General features: G+C 53.6%; 20 protein-coding genes. 11 read left to right on the top strand and 9 right to left on the bottom strand.

Going from position 1 to position 22,807, the window contains the following annotated elements; translation table 11 throughout:
• Positions 1–45 precede the first annotated feature (45 nt).
• Genes hemL through KBY49_RS05480 form a run of 7 tightly spaced genes read left to right on the top strand, consistent with a single transcriptional unit; the run spans position 46 to position 7,081 of the window.
• Positions 46–1,347, top strand: a complete 1,302-nt coding sequence (hemL, locus tag KBY49_RS05450) for a glutamate-1-semialdehyde 2,1-aminomutase (RefSeq protein WP_254933716.1) — start codon at positions 46–48, stop codon at positions 1,345–1,347.
• Positions 1,347–2,540 carry an ABC transporter substrate-binding protein gene (locus tag KBY49_RS05455; RefSeq protein ID WP_254933717.1) on the top strand — a complete coding sequence of 398 codons (1,194 nt, stop codon included), beginning with the start codon at positions 1,347–1,349 and terminating at the stop codon, positions 2,538–2,540. The genes hemL and KBY49_RS05455 overlap by 1 nt, the downstream gene beginning before the upstream one ends.
• Positions 2,541–2,595: 55 nt before the next feature.
• Positions 2,596–3,777 (top strand): ABC transporter substrate-binding protein, encoded by a 1,182-nt coding sequence (locus KBY49_RS05460; protein ID WP_254933718.1) that lies wholly within the window; start codon positions 2,596–2,598, stop codon positions 3,775–3,777.
• 3 nt (positions 3,778–3,780) lie between these two features.
• Positions 3,781–4,713 carry a branched-chain amino acid ABC transporter permease gene (locus tag KBY49_RS05465; protein WP_254933719.1) on the top strand — a complete coding sequence of 311 codons (933 nt, stop codon included), beginning with the start codon at positions 3,781–3,783 and terminating at the stop codon, positions 4,711–4,713.
• Positions 4,714–4,719: 6 nt separating this feature from the next.
• Entirely contained in the window at positions 4,720–5,598 is an 879-nt protein-coding gene (locus tag KBY49_RS05470; RefSeq protein ID WP_254933720.1) for a branched-chain amino acid ABC transporter permease, read from the top strand.
• Entirely contained in the window at positions 5,595–6,368 is a 774-nt protein-coding gene (locus KBY49_RS05475) for an ABC transporter ATP-binding protein (protein ID WP_254933721.1), read from the top strand. Before KBY49_RS05470 ends, KBY49_RS05475 begins: the two co-directional genes overlap by 4 nt.
• Positions 6,365–7,081 carry an ABC transporter ATP-binding protein gene (locus KBY49_RS05480; protein ID WP_254933722.1) on the top strand — a complete coding sequence of 239 codons (717 nt, stop codon included), beginning with the start codon at positions 6,365–6,367 and terminating at the stop codon, positions 7,079–7,081. The genes KBY49_RS05475 and KBY49_RS05480 overlap by 4 nt, the downstream gene beginning before the upstream one ends.
• 25 nt (positions 7,082–7,106) lie before the next feature.
• Here KBY49_RS05480 and KBY49_RS05485 read toward each other — a convergent pair whose 3' ends face one another.
• Positions 7,107–7,361 (bottom strand): Nif11-like leader peptide family natural product precursor, encoded by a 255-nt coding sequence (locus KBY49_RS05485; protein WP_254933723.1) that lies wholly within the window; start codon positions 7,359–7,361, stop codon positions 7,107–7,109.
• A 93-nt stretch (positions 7,362–7,454) separates the two neighbouring features.
• On the opposite strand from KBY49_RS05485, the gene KBY49_RS05490 reads away from it, so the two are divergent.
• The gene (locus KBY49_RS05490; RefSeq protein WP_254933724.1) at positions 7,455–8,825 is read left to right on the top strand and encodes an NAD(P)/FAD-dependent oxidoreductase; all 1,371 of its coding nucleotides are present in this window, start codon (positions 7,455–7,457) and stop codon (positions 8,823–8,825) included.
• Here KBY49_RS05490 and KBY49_RS05495 read toward each other — a convergent pair.
• Positions 8,812–9,594, bottom strand: coding sequence for a potassium channel family protein (locus tag KBY49_RS05495; protein ID WP_254933725.1), 783 nt, complete (start codon positions 9,592–9,594; stop codon positions 8,812–8,814). The two genes, KBY49_RS05490 and KBY49_RS05495, sit on opposite strands and share 14 nt — an antisense overlap.
• A gap of 8 nt (positions 9,595–9,602) precedes the next feature.
• Positions 9,603–10,409 carry a glucose 1-dehydrogenase gene (locus KBY49_RS05500; protein ID WP_315857005.1) on the bottom strand — a complete coding sequence of 269 codons (807 nt, stop codon included), beginning with the start codon at positions 10,407–10,409 and terminating at the stop codon, positions 9,603–9,605.
• Between the two features lie 72 nt (positions 10,410–10,481).
• Here KBY49_RS05500 and KBY49_RS05505 point away from each other — a divergent pair, with 72 nt between their 5' ends.
• A complete protein-coding gene (locus KBY49_RS05505) occupies positions 10,482–11,471 on the top strand; it encodes a DMT family transporter (protein ID WP_254933727.1) in 990 nt (329 codons plus the stop codon).
• Between the two features lie 43 nt (positions 11,472–11,514).
• Positions 11,515–12,504 (top strand): VOC family protein, encoded by a 990-nt coding sequence (locus tag KBY49_RS05510; RefSeq protein ID WP_254933728.1) that lies wholly within the window; start codon positions 11,515–11,517, stop codon positions 12,502–12,504.
• A 32-nt stretch (positions 12,505–12,536) separates the two neighbouring features.
• Here the strand turns inward: KBY49_RS05510 and KBY49_RS05515 are convergent, their stop codons facing one another.
• The 4 genes from KBY49_RS05515 to glgX form a co-directional block, all read right to left on the bottom strand.
• Positions 12,537–13,271, bottom strand: coding sequence for a hypothetical protein (locus KBY49_RS05515; RefSeq protein WP_254933729.1), 735 nt, complete (start codon positions 13,269–13,271; stop codon positions 12,537–12,539).
• A 136-nt stretch (positions 13,272–13,407) separates the two neighbouring features.
• Complete coding sequence (locus KBY49_RS05520; RefSeq protein ID WP_254933730.1) at positions 13,408–14,547, bottom strand: major royal jelly family protein; 1,140 nt, start codon at positions 14,545–14,547, stop codon at positions 13,408–13,410.
• Positions 14,548–14,578: 31 nt separating this feature from the next.
• A complete protein-coding gene (locus KBY49_RS05525; protein WP_254933731.1) occupies positions 14,579–15,538 on the bottom strand; it encodes an SMP-30/gluconolactonase/LRE family protein in 960 nt (319 codons plus the stop codon).
• A 201-nt stretch (positions 15,539–15,739) separates the two neighbouring features.
• Positions 15,740–17,806: a glycogen debranching protein GlgX gene (glgX, locus tag KBY49_RS05530; protein ID WP_254933732.1), complete on the bottom strand. Its 2,067-nt coding sequence runs from the start codon at positions 17,804–17,806 to the stop codon at positions 15,740–15,742.
• A 155-nt stretch (positions 17,807–17,961) separates the two neighbouring features.
• Here glgX and KBY49_RS05535 point away from each other — a divergent pair, with 155 nt between their 5' ends.
• The gene (locus tag KBY49_RS05535) at positions 17,962–18,432 is read left to right on the top strand and encodes a DoxX family protein (protein WP_254933733.1); all 471 of its coding nucleotides are present in this window, start codon (positions 17,962–17,964) and stop codon (positions 18,430–18,432) included.
• 12 nt (positions 18,433–18,444) lie between these two features.
• On the opposite strand, the gene KBY49_RS05540 is transcribed toward KBY49_RS05535, so the two are convergent.
• Together KBY49_RS05540 and KBY49_RS05545 are read right to left on the bottom strand one after the other, a co-directional pair.
• Positions 18,445–20,037, bottom strand: a complete 1,593-nt coding sequence (locus KBY49_RS05540) for a GMC family oxidoreductase (protein ID WP_254933734.1) — start codon at positions 20,035–20,037, stop codon at positions 18,445–18,447.
• Positions 20,038–20,109: 72 nt separating this feature from the next.
• Positions 20,110–22,803: an MGH1-like glycoside hydrolase domain-containing protein gene (locus KBY49_RS05545; protein ID WP_254933735.1), complete on the bottom strand. Its 2,694-nt coding sequence runs from the start codon at positions 22,801–22,803 to the stop codon at positions 20,110–20,112.
• Positions 22,804–22,807: the final 4 nt, after the last annotated feature.

Consider the following 22,807-nt stretch of genomic DNA (forward strand, 5'->3'; position numbering starts at 1 on the left):
TGGGCGGCGGTCTTTCGCTGGCTTTCCCCCTTGACCTCGGCTCCCGTGTCGGCTGCTGCCTTGAACACCTCCCGTTCCCAGGAACTCTTCAGTGCCGCCCAAAAGCTGATGCCAGGTGGCGTCAGCTCACCGGTGCGGGCGTTCAAGTCGGTTGGGGGCCAACCCCTGATCTTCGATCGGGTCAAAGGCGCCTACGCCTGGGATGTGGACGGCAACCGCTTCATCGATTACATCGGCAGCTGGGGGCCCGCCATCTGCGGCCATAGCCACCCAGAGGTGTTGGCGGCCCTCCATGAAGCCCTCGATAGGGGCACCAGCTTTGGGGCCCCCTGCGCCCTGGAAAACACCCTCGCCGAGATGGTTATCGAGGCGGTGCCCTCGGTGGAAATGGTGCGCTTCGTCAACAGCGGCACCGAGGCATGCATGTCGGTGCTGAGGCTGATGCGGGCCTTCACCGGCCGCGAAAAGATCATCAAATTTGAAGGCTGTTACCACGGCCATGCCGACATGTTTTTGGTGAAGGCGGGCTCTGGGGTTGCCACCCTCGGGCTGCCCGACTCCCCCGGCGTGCCCCGCAGCACCGCCGCCAGCACCCTCACCGCCCCCTACAACGACCTAGAGGCCGTCAAACAGCTTTTCGCGGAGAACCCCGGCGAAATAGCCGGCGTAATCCTGGAGCCCGTGGTGGGCAACGCCGGATTCATCACCCCCGAACCTGGCTTCCTGGAGGGCATCCGCGAACTGACCAAGGAGCACGGTGCCCTTTTGGTGTTCGACGAAGTGATGACCGGCTTCCGGATCAGCTACGGCGGCGCCCAGGCCAAATTCGGCGTCACCCCGGACCTCACCACCATGGGCAAGGTGATTGGCGGAGGTTTGCCGGTGGGGGCCTATGGCGGCCGGGCCGACATCATGGCGATGGTGGCTCCCGCGGGCCCGATGTATCAAGCCGGCACCCTCAGCGGCAATCCCCTGGCCATGACCGCCGGGATCAAGACCCTGGAGCTGCTGAAGCAGCCCGGCACCTACGACCGGCTAGAGGCCATCACCAAGCGCCTCAGTGATGGCATCCAGGAAGCGGCCAAGGCCGCTGGTCTGCCCATCTGCGGTGGTTCGATCAGCGCCATGTTTGGCTTTTTTCTCTGCGAAGGCCCGGTGCACAACTTCGAACAGGCGAAGGCCGCCGACACGGTGCGCTTCGGCAAGCTCCATCGGGCCATGCTCGAGCGGGGTGTCTACCTGGCCCCGAGTGCCTTCGAGGCGGGCTTCACCTCCCTGGCCCACTCCGACGCCGACATCGACGCCACCCTGGCGGCCTTCCGCGAGAGTTTCGCTGCCATCGCCTGATGGGGCGCAGCTTCAGGCCAAAGCTGATTGCGTTGCTGGCGGCTACGGCCCTGCTCGCCGGCTGCAGCAATAGGTCTGCGGATGGGCCCGTAAACCTCACTAAGGGCATACCGGTGGGGGCTGTTTTGGCGCTCACCGGCAATGCCAATGTCTATGGCCAAGACCAAAAAATCGGCATCGACCTCGCCCTTGCCCAACTCAACGGCCAAGCAATCTCCCTGCAGATCGAAGACAGCGGCAGTGATGAGCCTGGCGCCAACGCCGCCTTCAATCTCCAAATCAATCGGGGCGTGTTGGCCCTGATTGGCCCCACCCTCTCCCAACAAGCTTTTTCAGCAGACCCCATTGCCCAGCGGCGCGGGGTACCTGTGGTGGCCCCGTCGAACACCGCCACCGGCATACCTGAAATCGGCCATTTCATTAGCCGTGTTTCTGCCCAAAGCTCCGTAATTGCGCCGCTCTCAATTGCCAAGGCCCTGCAAATCAATCCCGCCATTAGGCGAGCGGCAGTTTTCTATGCCCAGGACGATGCCTACAGCACCGCTGAGACGGTGATTTTCCAGAAGGCGCTAACCAACAAGGGCCTGAAACCGGTGACGGTGCAGCGCACCCAGCTGAACGATCAAGACTTCCAAAATCAGATCACCTCTGCCCTCAGCAAGAAACCGGATCTGATTGTGTTGAGCCTCCAAGCCGTAGATGGGGGCAACATGGTGCGCCAGTTGAGGGAGCTGGGCTATCGCGGCATGATCGTGGTGGGCAACGGCATGAATACACCAAACATCTACCCGATCTGCCAAAAGTATTGCGACGGCATCCTGATAGCCCAAGCCTATAGCCCCGAACTGAAGAATCCTGCCAATCAGGTATTCCTTGCCGCCTTTGCTAAGGCCCAAAGCCGCAACCCCAATGCCAGCACGATTCCACCCCAACTAACCGCCCAGGCCTATACCGCCATGCAGGTAATCGGCGAAGCCCTGCGCCGACTTGACACCCAAAAACCACTCAAATCCCTAACAGTGGCAGCAGCCCGCAAGGCCCTGATGGATGAAATCCTGGGCGGCACCTACCAGACCCCCCTAGGCACAATCAGCTTCACCCCCATTGGTGAGGTGGTGCAAAAAGAATTCTTTGTGGCCCAGGTGCGCATGAACCCCGGCGGCCGCAGCGGTCGATTTGCCCTACTTCCCTGATCTGATGGCTGCCCTGAACTTATGGCTCCCCTGAACTTATGGCTCCCCTGAACTGATGGATCTCTTGCGTCGCGTCCAGAAAGCTTTGGCCCTGGTGGGTCTTGGTGCCGCCCTTGCCAGCTGCAGCAGCAACCGCAGCGACCAACTTCGCCTGGGCGCCGGCATCGCCCTCACCGGCAATGCCGGTCTGCTGGGCCAGGACGCCCGCACCGGCTTGGATCTGGCGAAGCTGCAGTTTGCCCAGCTACAGCCGAGGTTGGAGCTGGAACTGGAAGACACCGGCAGCGATGAAGTGGGAGCCACAGTTGCCTTTCGCCGCCTGATCAACGCCAAACCAGTGGCAATCCTGGGGCCATCCCTTTCCCAGCAGGGCTTTGCCGTGATGCCCATGGCCGACCGGGCCGGGATTCCGGTGATCGGGGTTTCCACCACGGCCCCAGGCATCCCCCAGCTCGGCCCCTTTGTGGCCCGTGTGGCCTCACCGGTGACGGTGGTGGCTCCGCGGTCCCTGGCCAAGGCATTGCAACTCAACCCGGGCATCCGTCGGGTTGCGGTGTTCTTCGCCCAAGACGACGTCTTCTGCACCTCGGAAACGCAGATTTTCCAGCAGGCGATCCGCGCCAAGGGCCTGGATCTGGTGGCGGTGCAGCGCACCTCCGTGGCCGACACCGATTTCCAAATCCCAATCACCAATGTGCTGCGCAGCAGGCCCCAACTGGTGGTGATCTCGGCGCTGGTGGCCGACGGCGGCAACCTGGTGCGCCAATTGCGGGAACTCGGCTATCAGGGACAAATCGTGGCCGGAAATGGGCTCAACACCCCAAACATCTACCCCGTTTGCCAGAAGCATTGCGATGGAATGCTGATCACCCAGGCCTATAACCCCAGCCTCGACAACGCCAGCAACCGCGACCTTTTAAAGCTGTTCCGCCGGGGCCGCCCCGCCGATGCCGTGCCACCCCAGGTGACGGCCCAGGCCTACACCGGCTACCAGGTGGTGCACGAAGCCCTGGCGAAGCTCAAGGGCACCCTGCCCAAGGGCCAGAGCCTCACTTCCCTGCCGCTGGCCGACCTACGCCAGCGCCTGCTCAAGACCCTGCTGGCGGGCACCTACCAAACCCCCCTGGGGGAGCTGCGCTTCTCGCCGGAGGGGGAGGTGGTGCAGCGCGACTTCAGCGTGGCGCGGGTGAGCATGGATGCCGATGGCCGCAGTGGTCGCTTCGTGCTGCAGCCCTAAACCATGCAAGACCTGGTGCAATTGCTACTTAACGGCCTCTCCACCGGAGCGGTCTATGCCCTGTTTGCCCTGGGCTACACCCTGGTGTTTTCAGTGCTGGGGGTGATCAACTTCGCCCATGGGGCCGTGTTCACCCTGGGGGCCTACTTCACCTACTTCCTGATCGGTGGTGGCGCCGGGGCCAACGGACTGTTGGCCGGCCTGCAACTTCCCTTTGCCCTGCCCTTCTGGCTTGCCCTGCCCTTGGCGGGCTTGATGGCGGCGGCCGTGGCCCTGGTGATAGAGCGCATCGCCTTCCGCCCCCTGCGGGCCCAGGGAGCCGACCCCCTGCTGGCCCTGATCACCAGCCTGGGGGCTGGGGTGGTGCTCGTGAACCTGATCCAGCTGCTGGTGGGGGCCGAGAGCTATGCCATCCCCACCGGAAGCCTGGGGAACCTGCCGGCGGCGATTCAGCTGCTGGGCGCCCAGGTACGCACGGTCCAACTGCTGTTGCTGGCCGTGGCAGCTGGCCTGGTGGTGGTTCTGAGCATTTGGATCGATGGGAGCCGCAGCGGCAAGGCGCTCCGGGCCGTTTCCGAGGATCCAATCACCGCCCAGCTACTGGGTATTCCCAGCGGCCGCATGATCCAAATCGCCTTTGGCCTCAGCGGTTTCCTGGCGGGCATTGCCGGCGGCCTGGTGGGGCTGAGTGTCAGCATCGCCGGCCCCTATTTCGGCATTGGCTATGGCCTCAAGGGCCTGGGGGTTTTGGTACTTGGCGGCCTAGGCAGCGTGCCCGGGGCGGTGCTGGGGGGCCTAATCATTGGCCTGGCAGAGGCCTGCGTGCCTGCGGACCTATCTGGCTATCGCGATGTTGTGGCCTACGGCTTTCTGTTTGTGATGCTGCTGGTGCGGCCCCAGGGTCTGCTGGGCAAGGTTCTGCCCACCAAGGTTTGAGGAGGAATGGAAACAAGCCTGTTTGTACAGATGCTGATTGGGGCCCTGCTCGGGCTTTCGGTCTATCTGCCCCTGCGCTGCGGCCAGCTTTCCCTGGCCACCCCGGGCTTCTATGCGATCGGCGGCACCACGGCGGCCCTGCTCTCCACCCGGGTGGGCGCCCTTGGCGGCAGCGATCCCACCTATCCGATCAGCTCTGTGATGTTGGAGATGCTGCTGGCTGGCCTGCTCTGCGGGTTGCTGGCGACCGGCATCGGCAAGGTGGTGTTGCGGCTCCGGGGGGTGTACCTGGCAATCGCCACCATTGCCCTGGTTGAAATTTTGCGGGTCACCACCCTCAACCAGGAGTCGCTGGGGGGAGCGGTTGGAATCTTCGGCATCCCCCAGCCCTTCAACGATCCCGCCGGCTATGCGGTTTTCAGCCTGGCCGTGCTGGCACTGGTCTGCTGGCTGTGCGATCGGCTGGAGCGCAATCGCCTCGGTCGGGCCATGGCAGCCATCCGCGACGACGAATTGGCCGCCGCCTGCCAGGGCATAGATACGGAACGGGCCAAATTGGTGGCCTTCGTGCTCAGTGCGGTGGTGGCGGCCCTCACGGGCGTCATCAGCGCCCACTTCCTCAACAGCTGGAATGCACGGCTTGGCAACTTTGACGCCAGCATCACCACCCTCGCCTTTGTGGTCTTTGGTGGCTCACGCACCTGGGCCGGGCCGGTGCTGGGGGGGCTGGTGCTCACCGCCCTGCCCGAACTCCTGCGACCGGTCGGTGACCTGCGTCTAATCGTTTTTGGCCTGGTGATCCTGGTGGGCCCCTTACTGCTGCCCCAGGGGTTAATTAATCCGGCCCTGTTGGGTTGGCTAAGGGGGAATCTTCCTAAAAGATGAGCTCCCCACCCCTGCTCGAAACCCGCAATCTGGGGGTGCGCTTCGGCGGCATCCAGGCCCTCAAAGGCATCAACCTGCAGATCAATAGCGGCGAGATTTTCGGGCTCCTGGGGCCAAACGGCGCCGGTAAAACCACCCTTTTCAATTTGATCTCAAGGGTCACTGAGGCCAGCGAGGGTGAGTTGCTCTGGCGAGGCGGCCAAATCAACGGCCTTGATGCCAGCCGCATTGCCCGGCTGGGGATCGCCCGCACCTTTCAAAACCTGCGGCTGTTCCAGTCGATGAGTTGCCGCGAAAACGTAATGGTGGGGCTCCACCGCCACGACCTCGTGCCCTGGGGGGCAGCCCTGCTGGGCACGGGCCTGGCGCGGCAAAAGCAGGGGGAGCTGGTGGAGCGGGCCCAGGGCCTCCTGGAGTTGCTGGAGATCGGCCAGCTGGGCGAACAAAATGCCGCCTCCCTCGCCTACGGCGACCGCCGCCGCCTTGAGATCGCCAGGGCCCTGGCCAGCTCGCCGGAGCTGCTGCTGCTCGACGAACCGGCCGCCGGCATGAACGCCAATGAGAAGGATGGGTTGAGCGACCTAATCAGGCAGATACGGGAGCAGTTCAACCTCACGGTGTTGATCATTGAGCACCACGTGCCTTTGATGCTGGGGCTATGCGACCGGCTGGCGGTACTGAATTTCGGCTGCCGCATTGCCCTCGGCACCCCAGAACAGGTACGCCAAGATCCCGCCGTGATTGAGGCCTACCTGGGGGGGCAGCCATGACAGCGGCATTGCTGGAGCTGGAAGGCCTAACGGTTCGCTATGGCGGCATCACCGCCCTGCATGGCATCGACCTAAGGGTCAGGCAAGGCGAATTGGTGACCCTGCTCGGTGCAAACGGCGCTGGTAAAAGCACCACCCTGAAGGCCATTTCCCAGCTGGTGGGGGCCGCCTCTGGCGCGATTCGCTGGCACGGTGGCTGCATCAACGGCATCAGCACCGAGCGCACCGTCAAGCTCGGCATAGGCCATTGCCCCGAGGGTCGCCGGGTGCTGGCCCGCCAGAGCATCGCCGACAACCTCGAATTGGGGGCCTGGCTGCGGCGCGACAAAGCAGGTATCCGAGCCGACTTCGAACGCAGCTACAGCCTGTTCCCGCGGCTGGGGGAACGGCGCAACCAACTGGCCGGCTCACTTTCAGGTGGGGAGCAACAGATGCTGGCGATCTGCCGGGCCCTGATGGGGCGCCCCTCCCTGTTGCTTCTCGATGAACCGAGCCTGGGCCTGGCTCCAAAGCTGGTGGCAGAGGTGATGCAGGCCCTGAGGGCCCTGCATGCCGATGGCCTAACGATCCTGCTGGTGGAGCAAAACGCCAATGCTGCCCTGGCCATTGCCGATCGGGGCTACGTGCTGGAATCGGGCCGCATCAGCCTGGAAGGCTCCGCAACAGACCTAAAAAACAACGCAGCCTTGCAGGCCTCCTACCTAGGCAAGTAGGCCTTGGTGGGTAAACAGGCCTTACTCAGTCCTTATCGGTGGCGCCGAAGGCATGCATCAGGGCATCTCCCCAGCTGTTGATGCCGGAAAGTTCGTGGTCATGGGCATCGGCGATGGCCCTGGCGTGCTCCCGCAACAGCACGGTTTTGTTCAAGTCGTGGCCGTGGTCGGCGGCGATCGCAACGATGTCGTCCACACCGGTCGCGGCATGGAGCTTGCTGCGTAGGGCTTCGTCGCCGGAAACACGGTCAACAAAGGCCTTTATCGACGCAACCGACATGGCAGCAAATGAATTGGGTTCCCAGTCTTAGCAGGCACCAGGCGGGCTAAGGCAGGCAAAGCCAGATACCTTGTGCAAACGAACCGAATAACGATGGCGCCCGAACGCTTCTTCCTGGAGCTAGATCCCCCCGACACCAGCCTCAAATCCCTGCCCCACGTTGTGATTGTGGGCGGTGGCTTTGGGGGTCTGAAGGCCTGCCATGCCCTTATCGGCAAGCCGGTGCGGGTCACCCTGATCGACAAGCGCAATTTCAACCTGTTCCAGCCCCTCCTCTACCAGGTGGCATCTGGGCTGGTGGCAGAAGCGGATGTGGCAAGCCCCCTACGCCAAATGGTGGGTCAAGCGCCAAACGTGCAGATCCTGCTTGGGGAGGTGGCCGAAATTGATGCCAAAGCCAAGGAAATTGTCTTTAACAACCGACGCTTCGGCTACGACCACCTAATCCTTGCCACGGGCTCCGGCAGCAGCTACTTCGGCAAGGAAGAGTGGCGATCCCTAGCTCCCCCGATGAAGATCCTGGAGCACGCAGATGAAATCAGGCGCCGGGTTCTGACAGCCCTTGAAGAAGCGGAGCAGACACCGGATCCGGAACGCCGCCAGTTTCTCCAATCTGTGGTGGTGGTGGGAGGGGGTCCTACTGGCTGTGAACTGGCCGGATCCCTCAATGAATTGATGAAGCACGCCCTGGGCAGGGATTTCAAACAATTAAACCCCGAGCTCTGCAAGGTGACCCTGGTAGACCCAGGCGATCGGCTGCTGCGGGCCATGGCTCCAGCCATCTCCAAATCGGCGGAGTCCTATTTCAAATCGGCGGGGGTGGACCTACTTCTAGGTGGCAGGGTTAAGGAAATAAGCGAAGGGAAAGTGGTACTTACGACCAGTGGGGGAGAGCAAACCCTGGAAGCGGCCACAATCTGCTGGACAGCAGGGGTTAAGCCATCCCACCTGGGCAAGGTGTTGGCCGATGCCACCGGCTGCGCCATAGATAAGGGGGGAAGAGTAATCGTCAAACCAGACTTCTCCATCGCCCAATTCCCAGAAATTCGGGTCATTGGCGATCTCTGCTCCTATAGCCACACCGCCGATGGCAAACCCCTGCCTGGAATGGCCGGACCAGCCGTGCAAATGGGCGGCTGGGTGGCAGCAGACATAGTTGCAAACCTGGCAAACGAGCAACACAAAGCATTTAGTTGGTTTGATTTCGGCAGCATGGCCGTAATAGGACCATTGCATGCGGTGGCTGATCTGCGGGGCCTCAAATTCACGGGCCTAATCGGCTGGCTGATGTGGGCCGTAGCCCACCTTGCCTTCATGCCAGCCAATGAGAATCGAATCGCCCTGCTGAGCAAATGGCTATGGGCAATAGCAACCCGTGAGCGGGCTGCAATGCTAATTATTGGGCGTCCAAATCAACATATGGAAGTGGAAGTGGGCCTGCCGGAAGGGGCTACGAGTCCTTAGGTTTTTCATTATGGTTCTCCCTGTCAGCCTCAGCAATCTCTTCAGTTTGAACCGTATAGCGGCTAATCAGCAAGCCCATTACTATGGCCAGATAGAGCGGACCACACACACTTAGGGCCACACTTGCCATCTGGGAAGTTGTGGTACCTGGAACTATGTCGCCATAGCCGACCGTGGTAAGACTCACAAAAGCAAAATAATATATACGCGAGTAGTCATAAGACCAAGCCGCAAGCTGGGAGCCTGCACCAGACAGATCAGCCAAATAAAGGCTTCCACGAGCAGCATCAACGTTAATAAAACTACCTGGCACAACAGTTTCCATAACACTAAAGATAATTCCCCCACAAAGCCCCAACAGGAGGTAGCCAGCCACTGCACCAACTATGACATCACCGCCTATGAAAGTTTCCTGGGACAGGCAAGATAAAAGCCTCTTAAGACTCCAGAACAAAAAGCAGCTAAGGCTCAAAAGAAATGGCAAGCCACTTAAAAAGTGAAGCGACTGAGGCGAAATCAACCAAATCAGTTGAAAAAGAAACGACGCTAGGCCAAGTAGCCGATAGTAACGGTCAAACCAAAAAGGCCTTCGCTGTCCACGCAGAGGCTTTCCCAGCTCAACCGCCAGCAAAGCTACAAGGGCTAAGGAAACAAAGCTAGTAACTCTACGAAAAGGAAATGGCAGCGCAATCGCCACCATTTCCAACAGGGAAAGAAAAAATAGTCGGCGATAAAAGCGATGATGGAGCTTCACCACTACACCAGCCAACTAACTAACTAAAGCCCAGGGCTGCTCTGCATAATCCCACCATCGGCAAAGATGGAGGTGGCTGTGATATAGCTCGCAGCATCACTGGCCAAAAATGCCACAACCTTGGCTATTTCCTCAGGCTGGGCCATCCTGCCCATGGGGATGGCGGCATTCAACTTAGCCAGCAACTCAGGATTATTCATGGTCGAATCGTTGATCGGGGTGGCAACGGCACCGGGCCCCACATTGACAATGGTGACACCTTTAGAAGCAAGCTCCACACCGGCAGTGCGAGTGAGCATGCGCACACCACCCTTGGCTACGCAGTAGGGGGTGTTATTGGGCATGGGCCAATCCTCATGCACTGATGAGATATTGATGATTCTCCCACCGCTGCCCTGGGCAATCATTTGCTTTGCCGCGTACTGGGTAGCGAAAAATACACCCCGCAGGTTGACGTTCAAAACCTTGTCGAAATCATCGGGGGTGGTGTCGAGAATGGAAGTCCGGGTTTCGATACCAGCGTTATTAACCATCACATCAAGTCGGCCAAACTTTGCAACCGTCGAATCGATCAAGCGCTGCAGATCGTCGAGCTTGCCGACATCGGCCTGCACCCCAAAACTGCAGCCGCCATATTCACCAATTTCCCGCTCGATCGCCTCGGTAGCCTCGGGATGGGAACGGTAATCAATTACGACCTTGGCGCCAAGATGGGCCAAGCACTCAACGATTGATTTACCGATGCCGCTGTTGCCACCAGTAACGATTGCCACCTTGCCCTGGAGAAAGCTGGACAGCGCCATACCAGCGAAGGGATTGGTCGAAGACATGGAGGGAATCAAGATAATACTCAGAGGAATCATAGACAAACGGGTCGATTTGGTCAGCAATAGCAAGAGATCATGCTGGCATTTCAAAACAAAAGCAAAGCTATGCCTGCGGAGAAGATGGCAAAACGCTCAAAGGAGACTAAATTGAAAAAAGTGAGTCCCAAACACATGACGCCTATTCCCAAGCCTAGTAGCGGACAGCTAGCCAAAGGTGCGATATTTATTGTGCTGGCCTTCCTGGCCAACACGGTGCAGAGCGTGCTAGGCAAACAGATAGGAACCCAGTTAAGCGTTGAGCTATTTACCTGGGCAACCTTTCTAAGTGCCCTGATTTTCGTAACACCAATAATGGTGATTCGAAAGTTTCAAGATCTGCACACCTCAGTCGCCCCGTATCACCTGCTGAGAGGAGCCACTGGCATTGCAGGCTTCTTTCTATTTATTACATCTGCCCAACTAACAAGCCTCGTGGATGCAAATGTGTTACTAAATACCACACCAATATTCATCCCAATCCTAGCCTTACTGGTACTCAAGCAAAACATTCAAAAGTCGTTATGGCTTGCCATAGGGCTTGGCTTTGCAGGAATGGTAATAATAGTCAAACCTGATTCTTCATTATTTACAAACCCAGGCAACATAATTGCTCTTGCCGCAGGCTTAATGACAGCCATTGAATTTTTGACGGTAAAAAAGCTAGACAACAGTGAATCGGCAATTACGCAAATATTCTATTTCCTATTATTTGGATCAGTATGCTCAACAATTCTATCTATAGGCAAATTTAAGGCAATAGCGGGCCATGACCTGCACATGGTAATCGCAACAGGGGCGTGCCTAGTTCTATTTCAATTCCTTCTAATTAAAGCATATCAATATGCCAAGCCACATGAGATAGGCGCTTTTCAATATAGCTCCATTATATTTGCCGCCCTATTTGGAATATTTATATTCAACGAGCCCATAGGGATGGAAACCTACGTAGGCTCTGCATTTATTTGTATTGGCGGAGCAATGAGCATAGGTGCAAGAAAGGATGACCCGGGGGAAATAACAAGTTAAAAAAACTCGACTAGAAACCACATCAAAAACAGAGCAATCCTAGATGGCCATCAAGAAAATCGTTTCAGTAGTCCAGCCATGTGATAATGGAAGAGCTATTTCTGAATGGTACTGCAAAGAACTAGGATTTAAGCCTGAATCACAAATCAACAATAGTGAAAACTGTCTCTCACAGCTAATTGGTGGGCAGCAAGAAATAACTATAAAGCGGTTTGTATTACGCCTTGGCGATGAAAAACTTGAACTATGGGAGCAAACTTCACCTCAAAGCAACATACCAATACCTCATGATTCTGCCAGCAACGACCTGTGGTTTCAGCACATTTGTATCGTCACACAAAATATAGAGAAAAGCCTCAAAAAAGAATTAATTAATCTCCAATATACAATCTCTACAAATATTCAGACCTTGCCTGAATGGAATAGGGGGGCCAGTGGCATTAAAGCCATTAAGTTTAAGAACCCGATCGGCCAACCACTTGAACTTCTGCAGTTTCCCGAAGACAAAGGTAATAATAGGTGGCACGTAAATAGTATCCATGAAAAGGAAAATTTCGATAATGACGCAAACAGTACAGGCCCAAATTTAGGGATCGATCACAGTGCCATTGGAATATCTGACACAAAAGAAAGCCTGCGATTCTATCAAGAACTATTGGGTTTTCATGTAATGGGAGGTGGTGTAAACTACGGTGTTGAGCAAGACAGACTTGACGGAATAAAGGATACACATGTAGTGATTACATCCCTCAGGCCAGACGCCAAAGAAGATGTTATGGGAATAGAGCTACTGCAATATGAGAAACCCACTGGTGGAAGGCGACGGAACCTACCCAAGGCAAACGAAATATGTGACTGGCGCCTAATTCTCGAGACAACTGATTTGGAAAAGATACATAAAAAAATTAAAGAATCAGAGTGGGGGTCAGAATGCGGGCCTATAATTCAACTATATGACGGGTTAAATGGATACCAAAGGGGATTCCACAGTAGAGATCCAGACAAACACGCAATAATAGTAGTTGGGATTTAGATATTAGAAAACAGACTCATTGGAATCACAATCTAGTTCCCATAGGCTGGTGTTGAACCTGAAAGCCTAATAATTCTACTGCCGGTATTCCCAAGCGCCTGGGAATAGGGAACGGCCGTTGAATATGGCATACCAGCGGGGATAGAAGCTGGAGAGGGTGGCCTAAATAAGAATTTGAACTGAAGAGAGCTTCCGAAACCACTTATATCATCAAAACTTCCTGACAGCGTTGCACTTAAGTTGTGATTAAATCCATAACCAATTTGCAATTGAGCACCTGGGGAAGGGTTAGGTACTTCACCAAATAGATAATATGCTCGAGCAGCTCCAGAAAAACCTGGTATACCAAGGGGGAATCCGATTTGTAAATTTGCCGAGGAAACAGCGGATTGCCCAGAAGCCTGAGCACCGCCGTTTCCTAGGGGGAAAGAGGCCGTAGCAACTAAATTGTAGGAGGGGCGAATTAGCTCACCACCAACTCCGATTTGCTGAAAGAATGAATTACCAAACCAAGCGACATCATATCCTCCGTTAAAGCCATGATACGAAGAGAGATCACTGCTAAGCTTTCGATAGCCAAACCGTATGCTATTTCCCCACTGTTTGACAAACCCATTGCTATCAGACCAGGAGTCAGAGGGCTGGGCCTTAGCATAAACAGTATTGTCGAAAAAAGAGAGGCTCTTATCTCCCTTGATTAGAGGTTGAAAGTGGTTTATCTCTAAACGATTAGAAGAATTTGGCGGTGTCAATGTGAGCTTAGACATCTGAGCAGGTCTTACAAACGCGTTTGTGAGAGTCTCAGAACTGACTGCTCGAGGCAGAAAGAAAACAAGAAGCAAAAGTAAGACAGGTCCAGAATACACCATGGATAACATAGATGATTTATCCAAAAGACTAAAACTAGTTAGGATTTATCTTTACCTTGAAGAGGTGGAAGGGAAACTTAAGTTCAGACTTGCCAGATCTACTATTGCCTGGAAATCTATTAATTTGGGAAGAGGGGAAATAAAGGTAACCATCTGGCCCAATCCTTGAGGCATCTGGCCAAACTAATATTGAGGCAGGCCCCTTTGAAACAGTCTCGAAACGTCCGTCAGGAAAACGCCGTTTAATTCCGCCTAACTCTATGTCACTAAAATAAATTGAGCCATCGGAGGCCATCGACATACCGGCATTAAATGGACCAGGACCCAAGGGTTCAATCGCCTTAGATAGGGTGGCATCAGAAGCATTGAAATCGTTCAGCAAAGTAGTCCTGATACGCATTAAGACAGGGCCACCACTGGGCTGGAAATAAAAGTACTTTCCATCAACGGAAAGCTCGACAGGGTTCACGCTCATATTCCCATTGGGTAACTGACCATGGGAATTGAGATATGGAACGCCATTTACTGTTAATTTTAACCTGCGATTAGAACGCAACCTAGGATCGTCAGCTAGCACCCTCCTTGCAACACCTGTACGCAGGTTGATTACAATCAAAGCACCAAGGCTAGAATCAGGAAGGTAGGCGTAACCTCCCCCGACCCGAACATCGTTAATAAACCCGCCTAGGGGCAAAACATCAGATCCGAGCCTGTAGACACGAACAATTTTGTTGCTAGCCAGATCAATTTGAACAAGCTTCGCCTTGCCAAGAATTGGCTTGCCACCTATGCCAGCGGGGTCAACAACCCAAAGCTGATCACTCGCATCAGAGACAACTGAATTTATACCTACAAACTGATCATCACCAGCACCACCGAATTTGTAATTATTCCATCGGCCACCAGGATAGGCACGAATAGATCCATCTGAAAGTATCTCGCCGACCGAAGGGGTAGTCGAATCAGAAGTAGCACGTGGCATACTAACGAAAATTCGACCAGCCTTAGAAACTGTGACACCATTCCATGGATAGGTAGGCGAAACTGCTACCACAGTTGCTTCGGGCACTAAGCTATCCGAGTTGGATTTAGAGTTAACAGATACACCTGCAACAGGATTAGCCTTGGGCTCAGACCTGGCTGGCAAAGCCGAGATCGGTAATGCCAGGGCCAAAACTAGGCTCAATCTGTGGAGATTCATAGTTTCAAATGTCTAAACGGAACAGCTTGGTTTCGCCCATAACATAAGCTCCCCCTCCTGGAATCAGGGCGAAATTGCTTACGCCATTAGCTACTGGGATGACAGCCAAGGGATTACCATCCTTGTCAAAAATCTCCAGACCAGCACCGGTACCTGTCCAAACTCTACCATATTCATCTACCTTTAAGCCATCGGGAATTCCCTTAGTGACCACACAGAAAGTAATCCTATCGGTAGCCAATGGCCCGCTTGGTGTCTGCAAAATTCGATACCTGTAAATAGTGCGCGGCAATACACTATTGCGCTGACCATCACCAGCAATAAATCCTGAATCGGTAACATATACATACTCCTGATCAAGGCTAAATGCAATACCATTTGGCTTGGAAAAACCATCCATCATCAGGCGTTGATGGCGACCAGCCTGATCAATTCGCCAGACCCAATTGCCGATGGTGGGCCTAGGCCTAAAACCCTGTTCGTATCCATACTGTGGGTCCGTAAACCAAATAGATTGGTCATTTGCCTGAACCACATCATTAGGGCTATTGAACTGATAATCGGAAAAACCTGTTGTCAACAATTTGACTTGACCATTAGCAACATTAAACTCTGCCAAGCCTGCGGACTTAGATTTGTTGCCCTGCATCGTAATCACAAGATTACCATTACTAAGACGAAAAGCCCCATTAGCCATAGGGATAGAATTAGTAAGACCAAGATCGACAGTTTTCAATGATTTTAAATCAAATATGGAAGCGATCACATACTGACTACCATCTGAGCGGCGAAGACGATTCGATGTGAAGAAGAGTTGGTTTCGATCCGCCAATATCACAGGACCTTCATGGGCTAAAGGCTGGCTATAGGAGGCAAGAACCTTCAACTGCCATTTAGCCAAAGAATGCTCTGCTGCCCTAGCTACGCCCCAAAAAACAGTGCTGATAGCAAAAATTGCTGCCAAACTAAGAGCTTTCGGACCGAATGGCAAGCAAGAAAGCGATCTGGTATGCCTGGAAAGCATCACCAGATCTCGTCGTGTAGAAGGCGATGGCATTTCTGGAAAGACAACTCAATCTATTCTAGTCGGTTGAGTTTCTGCTAGCAACATAAGGATGTAAAGAGAAAAAGGATGGGGAGACAAAACCAGCCAAAGGAAACCTAACTAGGCCTGGTAACAGGATAGAACTCTGATTGATCTGGCAGAAACCTGGCAATCCGAATCAATAAATCGGGATCCTTTGCCAAATATTGAAATGTCATCGGGAGATGCTTTTGCCGTATCAATCCACTCACGCCAACCAACTGTTGCATCCCCAGCTAGGGGAGGGACGGGAACCTCAAAGTTAAGGGTTTGCCAATAGGCATTAACCATCAGATGCCAACAAAAACGTCTACAAATACTGATGATCGTAACTGCAAAAGAGTGGGATTCATCGGACCAATCCGGCTGATCTAATTTCACACCATGCCAACGGAGTTGATTAAGTTGTATGAGGGAATTCAGGGTGTAGTACTGATGCTCAGAAACAAAGTCTCTATGTTGACGAAAATCAATCAATAAGCTGACAAACCTCCCAAGGTCGGATGATGTCCCAACATTAACCCAATCCATCCAACTGATGACTCCATCCTGGCAATAGGCGTTATTATTTCCTGATTGCGAACGACCAATTTCATCGCCCATGCCAATCATGGGCGTACCATTAGAAAGTAGCAGTAATGTCAAGAAGTTACGCCTTTGCTGAAGACGTAGCCGTAAGACAGAAGGCTCATCCGTGTAGCCTTCGGCGCCGCAATTCCAACTAAAATTATCATTGCTGCCGTCACGATTAGACTCTAAATTAGACTCGTTGTGCTTAGTGTTATAGGAAACAAGATCCGACAAAGTAAAGCCATCGTGGCAGGTCACAAAATTCACACTGGATTCTGCGTCCCGATTTTCATACCCATAGATATCAGGGCTGCCAATAAGCCTCTGGGCTACCGACCTAACAAATCCCGAATCACCGCGCAAAAAACGACGAACATCATCCCTAAACCTGCCGTTCCACTCCTGCCAATTATCAGCAACAAAGGTGCCTACTTGATAAAGGCCGGCCGCATCCCAAGCCTCAGCAATCAGCTTAGTTCCAGCTAAAACAGGATCAGTATCAATGTCCCATAGGATAGGGGGCAAAGCAGAGGGCGCTCCAGTTTCATCCCTAGAGAGGACAGAGGCCAGATCAAACCTAAAACCATCAACATGCATGTGCTCAACCCAATAGCGCAGGCTATGGCGAATCAAGCGCCTCACTATCGGATTATTAGCATTAAGGGTATTAAAGCACCCGGTGTAATCCGCATATCCAGCTCCCCCATCCTTAAGCAAGTAATAGTCAGAATTGGCAAGGCCCCGGTAGCAAAATGTTGGGCCATCTGCATCAGCCTCGGCCGTGTGGTTAAACACCACATCCAAAATCACCTCAATGCCAGCGCGGTGTAGCGCCTTTACGAGGGTACGGAACTCATCAAGGGGCGCCATCGGTCCCGAACCACTGGAGTAGCCATGGTGGGGAACAAAAAATGATATTGGCTGATAACCCCAGTAATTCGTTAGGCCACCGGGAGCATCAAAGGGGTCAAACTGAAAGACCGGTAACAATTCAACGGCCGTAACCCCAAGATCCTGAAGATAGGGAATTTTCTCAATTAAACCCAAATAGGTTCCAGCATTTGGAGCCTCAACACCGGAACTAGGGTCTGCAGTAAAACCCTTCACATGGAGCTCATAAATAACACTATCACGGCTCGGACGACGCAACGGTTTATCCCCTTCCCAATCGTAGGCAGCAGGATCGACAACCACACTTTTCATGGAGCGATCAACCAGTTGGCTGGCTGTTCGCCGATAATTTGCGGGCATCACCAGGGCAAGGCCATAGGGATCTAGGAGCAGATTGTTTACATCAAAGAGCAAACCCCGATCGAGTTCGTAAGGGCCCTCCACCCGGTAGCCGTAAACCTGCCCGGGCGAAAGACCCGCCACAAAGCAATGCCAATAATGAAAAGTGCGATATTGCTCGCCCTCCAGCCGATACACCTGGCTGGGCTCAACTGCATCGGGGCTGTCAAACAGGCAAAGTTCTACGGCCGTTGCATCCTTTGAGTAAATACTGAAGTTCACTCCGCCTGATAAAGGAGTGGCACCTAGGGGCGAACTGGAACCAGGGGCAAGGGGGGCAAACGCCATGACTAGGAAATGGGAAAGCAAAAAACCGGTCGTAGCTGCATCATGGCCGAAAAACCCATTTGGGGTTGCAAACAAAACAGTTCTGAACTGAAATACCGGCCTAAGTTGGCGGGAATTGAAAAATCCCAGTGGAATTCAACGTTGTAGAAATTTTGGTGCCATCGGTACCCTCTGACCTAGGCCAGGTAGCGCTTCTGGTATTGCGGGTATTTACGGGGATCTGCTTTATCCGCCACGGCTGGCCGAAGTTGCGCAATCTGAAAACCTGGTCGACGGCGATGAAAACGCCTGCCTGGCTCTGCTTCCTATCAGCTTTCTCAATGTGGGGTGCAGGCATAGCCCTAATTCCTGGATTCCTAACGCCTCTAGCCGCAATCGCCATTTTTGTGTCGATGGCCTACGCAATGGTGCTCGAAATATTTGCGGGCACACCATTCATCGCACCCGATCCCTACCAAATTCCCGAAGGCGACTACGCAGGGCCCATGGGAGTGGGCGAGCCTCCCAGCTGGGAAAAAGCAGCTATGTATGTGGTGATGTGTCTGGTGCTAGCCACATGTGGAGGCGGCCTCTTTTCGGTAGACAACCTCCTAATCGCAGACCTAGTTACAAGCCTGTTGGGCTGAAGTTATATAGTTCTACAATCTAGCCAACAGATGATCCCCAACACGCAGGGCGTTGGCGATGGCGGTAAGGGATGGGTTGACCGCGCCAATTGTGGGCATGAAACTGGTATCTACAACGTAAAGGTTATCGAGTTCATGGGCCTTGCAATCAAGGTCCAAAACCGAGCTTGCTGGGTCCTTGCCAAAACGGCATGTACCGGCCTGGTGCCCGACTGCAGCAATATTCATATCGCTCTTGATATAGAACTGTCGCTCAATAAGATGATTTTTTAAGTAAAGGCGATCCAGCAGATCGGTCAAACGTCCATAGAGGCGGTGGGCAGCAGTTTGATTATTGAGCGTATAATTCAGCTTGATATCACCATTGCCATTAACGGTTACTCGGTTTTCAGCAGCGGGGAGATCTTCTGAGGAAATCCAAAAATCAAGGGCATGCTCGGCAATCTTATCCATCGACCAGCCAGGCATCAGGAAAGTTTCAAGGGGGGCATAGCCCTTCATGATCGTGCCATTGGTCTTACCGGTCATCTGAATATTACCCATGGGGTAATCAAAATCGGCATCACCTAGGTACCAATCATTTACAGAAATAGTCTTCTGGAAAGTTGTGGTATTCGGCTCATGGGACAGGGCAACCATTGCCTTACTATTGTGGAACATATAGTTACGACCCACCTGGTCAGAGCCATTGGCCAAGCCATTTGGATGCTTGTCGTTGGCCGACATCAGCAGCAAACGCGCACTATTTGCAGCACCACAACTGACCACCACCACATCACCACTGACGGTCATGGGGGCGCCATCTCGCTCGAGCTCGACAGATTTAACAGAACGACCAGATGGATCTGTCACCAACCGCTTTACATGGGCCCGGGTTAGCAGAGATACGTTATGGGCACCCAAAGCAGGTCTGACACCAAGCACTTCCGCATCAGACTTGGCATGCATCAAGCAGGGGAAGCCATCGCAGCAGTTGCACTTTCGACAACGGCTGAAGGGAAAATTATCCTCATCAAGCATTACCCCAGTGGGAGCATGGAAGGGGTGTAACCCAGCTGAACGAAGATCGTCGACGAGCTTCTGAATGCGGGGCTCGTGGGCAATTGGGGGATGGGGATAGGCACTACTGCAGGGTGGTTCGGTGGGATCCTCACCCCGCAGTCCATGCACGTGGTACATCTGCTCAGCCCGCTGGTAATAGGGCTCAAAGTCGGTATAGCGCAGGGGCCAGGAAGGAGAAATACCATCAAAGTGGACCAACTCCTCAAAATCCTGTTGGCGCAGGCGGAAGTGGGCCGCGCCATACATTTTTGTAGCGCCACCAACGAAATAGTGGCTGCCAGGTTGAAATGCCTTGCCCTGTTTGTCGTACCAGGTGTCCTTAGAAACGTAGCGACCCTTCTGAAATACCTCCTCCGCATCCCAGTTCTCGGGCTCCTGGGGTAGCCAATCCCCCCGTTCCAGAATCAATATTTTTTTTCCACTGGGTGCCAAATGGCGAGCCAAGGTGCCTCCGCCAGCGCCACTACCGATAATCACCACATCAAAATGGGCGCCATCGGCCACCTCCAGCTGACGTGCCTCAGGCAAAGGTGAGATGGCCATGGAAGGCCCAGGCAAAGCAGCGTTGTTTTGATGGATAGCCATGGTGAACAAAAAGCAGGCGAAAGCTAGCCGCTACCCATTCGGGTAACGGTTCAATTGTGTAATCATCTTGGCCACCATCGCTGTCCAGCCTGTCTGGTGGGAAGCCCCCATGCCTCGCCCATGGTCGCCATGAAAATATTCGTTAAAGGCAATTAGGTCACGCCAGTGGGGATCTTCCTGAAACAGCTGAACATCACCATTAAAAGGCCTCTGGCCATCTTGATTTCTAGTAAAGATGCTTACCAGGCGTTTCTCTAATTCAAGGGAGGCCTCCCAGAGATTAATCCAATTGCCAGAGCGTGCAGGAAACTCAACCTTGAAATTGTCGCCATAGAAGTGGGCATATTTCTGCAAGGACTCAATTATAAGAAAATTAAGTGGCATCCAGACTGGGCCGCGCCAATTCGAATTGCCGCCAAACATGCCGACAGGGCTATCCCCGGGGCTATAGGCCAGCCGCTCACTATCAGCACCCTCCGTAAATGAATAGGGATCTGATTCATATACTTTTGAAAGCCCCCTGATGCCATAGGGTGAAAGGAACTCTTCTTCATCAAACAGACGTTCACAGATCCTTCGGAGACGATCCATGGGTACGAGGGTAAATAAGAGGCGATCGTTATTCCATTTGCCTAAATTGTGCTCAAGCCAGGTAGGGGAAGTGCGCTCATGCACAAACCAAGCCAAACTACTTTTAACATCTAACACTGGCAAACGATCGACTGTCTCACGATCAAAGCTGGATACGGCGAGCATGGGGATTAAGCCGGACAGGGAGCGGGTCCGCAGATAGGCAGAACTTCCATCTGGACGCTTGAGAACATCGTAGTAAAAACCATCATCCTCATCCCAATTTACGAATCCATGGGCAGACTGGGAAGCCGGCGAATTGAGAGTGATTGCCAGTAGAGAAAAATCATAAACAAAACGCTCACAAATGTCACAATATCCTGGAACATCCTTACTTAACTCTACCGCTATATTTAACATATTAAGGCTCAGCGATGCCATCCATGCAGTGCCATCGCACTGTTCGATTCGGCTACCATCGCGAAGCGGGAAACGGCGATCAAAAACAGCAATATTGTCCAGCCCTAGAAAGCCTCCATCAAAAATGTTGTCACCATCCCTAGCATTTCGGTTAGCCCACCAACCATATTCCAAGAGCAGCTTGCGCATTGATGAGGCGAGGAACATCGTGTCCCGGTTGCCGGTTTGCCTTTCTTCAATTTGGAAAATTCGCATGGCCGCCCATGCCCCAATGGGAGGATTGGGATCGGATAATGCCCATTCATAGGCAGGGGTTTGGGCGGTAGGATTGGTGTAATGGGGAGAGCGCAAAAGCATGCACTGAGTCTTTGCAGTTGCGGGATCAAGAGTGGCAAATGCAACGGCATGGAACATTAAATCCCATTGGCAAAAATAGGGATATTCCCAAGCATCTGGCATCGAAATAACCTGATGGGCATGGAGACGATCCCACCTGGCTGTTTCCGTAAACCTTCGCCCTTCAGGCGGCTTTTCTTGGGTGGGATCACCCTCTAACCATCTACCAACACTCCAGCCGTAGTATTTTTTGCACCAAAGCAACCCGGCCAATGCCGTGTTATGGATCAAGCTTTGATCACCAGAAAGGCCAGGGGTGCAGTATTCATTGAATTCTTGGCACTCTTTCTCCCTGGCAAAGAAGATATTGTCAAATTCCACTCCAAAGGGTTCATCGGTATGGTCGCAAGGCCTCAAACGCAGTTCCAGGCACCACTCCTCGCCAGGAGCGAGTGTTCGCTGTAATAGGCAAGCCGCTTTTGTTCCATTTTGATCTGGATTAATAGCCCCATGCTCAGAGCCAATCAAGAAGCGATGGAATCCATCTTTCTGGTAAGGAGTGGTATTCGGCTGATTAAAAAGTCTTTGATAATTAGTTTCGTTATCAGTAAACAACCACTGGCCAGTCTCCTTACACAAAAGCTCGCATGCCGGCAAATCAGCGAGCTGGGGGATTAATACACGATCATTCTCAAGCGACATAGGCTTACGAACCTCGCCTGGATAACCCCATGCCCAAGTGTTGCGAAGCCAAACGGTAGGCAAAAGATGTATCGGAGCTGGATCAGGCCCTCGGTTAACCGCACGAATCCTGATCAAAATGTCTGTAGATGATGCCTTTGCATACTCTATAAAGACATCAAAATAACGATTTTGATCGAAGGTTCCGGTATCTACAAGTTCAAATTCAGGCACATCACGGCCACGCCTGCCATTCTCCTCGAGCAAATGCTGATAGGGAAATGCGGCCTGGGGATACTTATACAAGCCCCGCATGAAGCTGTGGGTTGGCGTATTATCAATATGAAAGTAGTAGTCTTTAATGTCCTCTCCGTGGTTACCCTCCTGATTGGCAAGGCCGAATGGACGCTCCTTCAGAATTGGGTCAACACCATTCCAGAGGGCCAATGAAAAACAGAGGCGACATTGCTCGTCGCAGATTCCCAGCAATCCATCTTCTCCCCAGCGATAAACACGGGAGCGGGCATGGTCATGGGGGAAGGAACTCCAGGCGTCACCGTCGGCCGAATAATCCTCCCTAACCGTGCCCCATTGGCGCTCAGGCAGATAGCTGCCCCATAGGGACCAGGGCTCTAGGCCCTGGTCCCGTTCTGAAATACGCTGCAACTCCGCAGGCATCGAGCCCTGATCAATGGATTGAGTGGGAGAAGATGTCATCAGA

It is taken from the genome of Cyanobium sp. WAJ14-Wanaka (genome assembly GCF_024345375.1).
Classification (GTDB): Bacteria; Cyanobacteriota; Cyanobacteriia; order PCC-6307; family Cyanobiaceae; genus Cyanobium_A.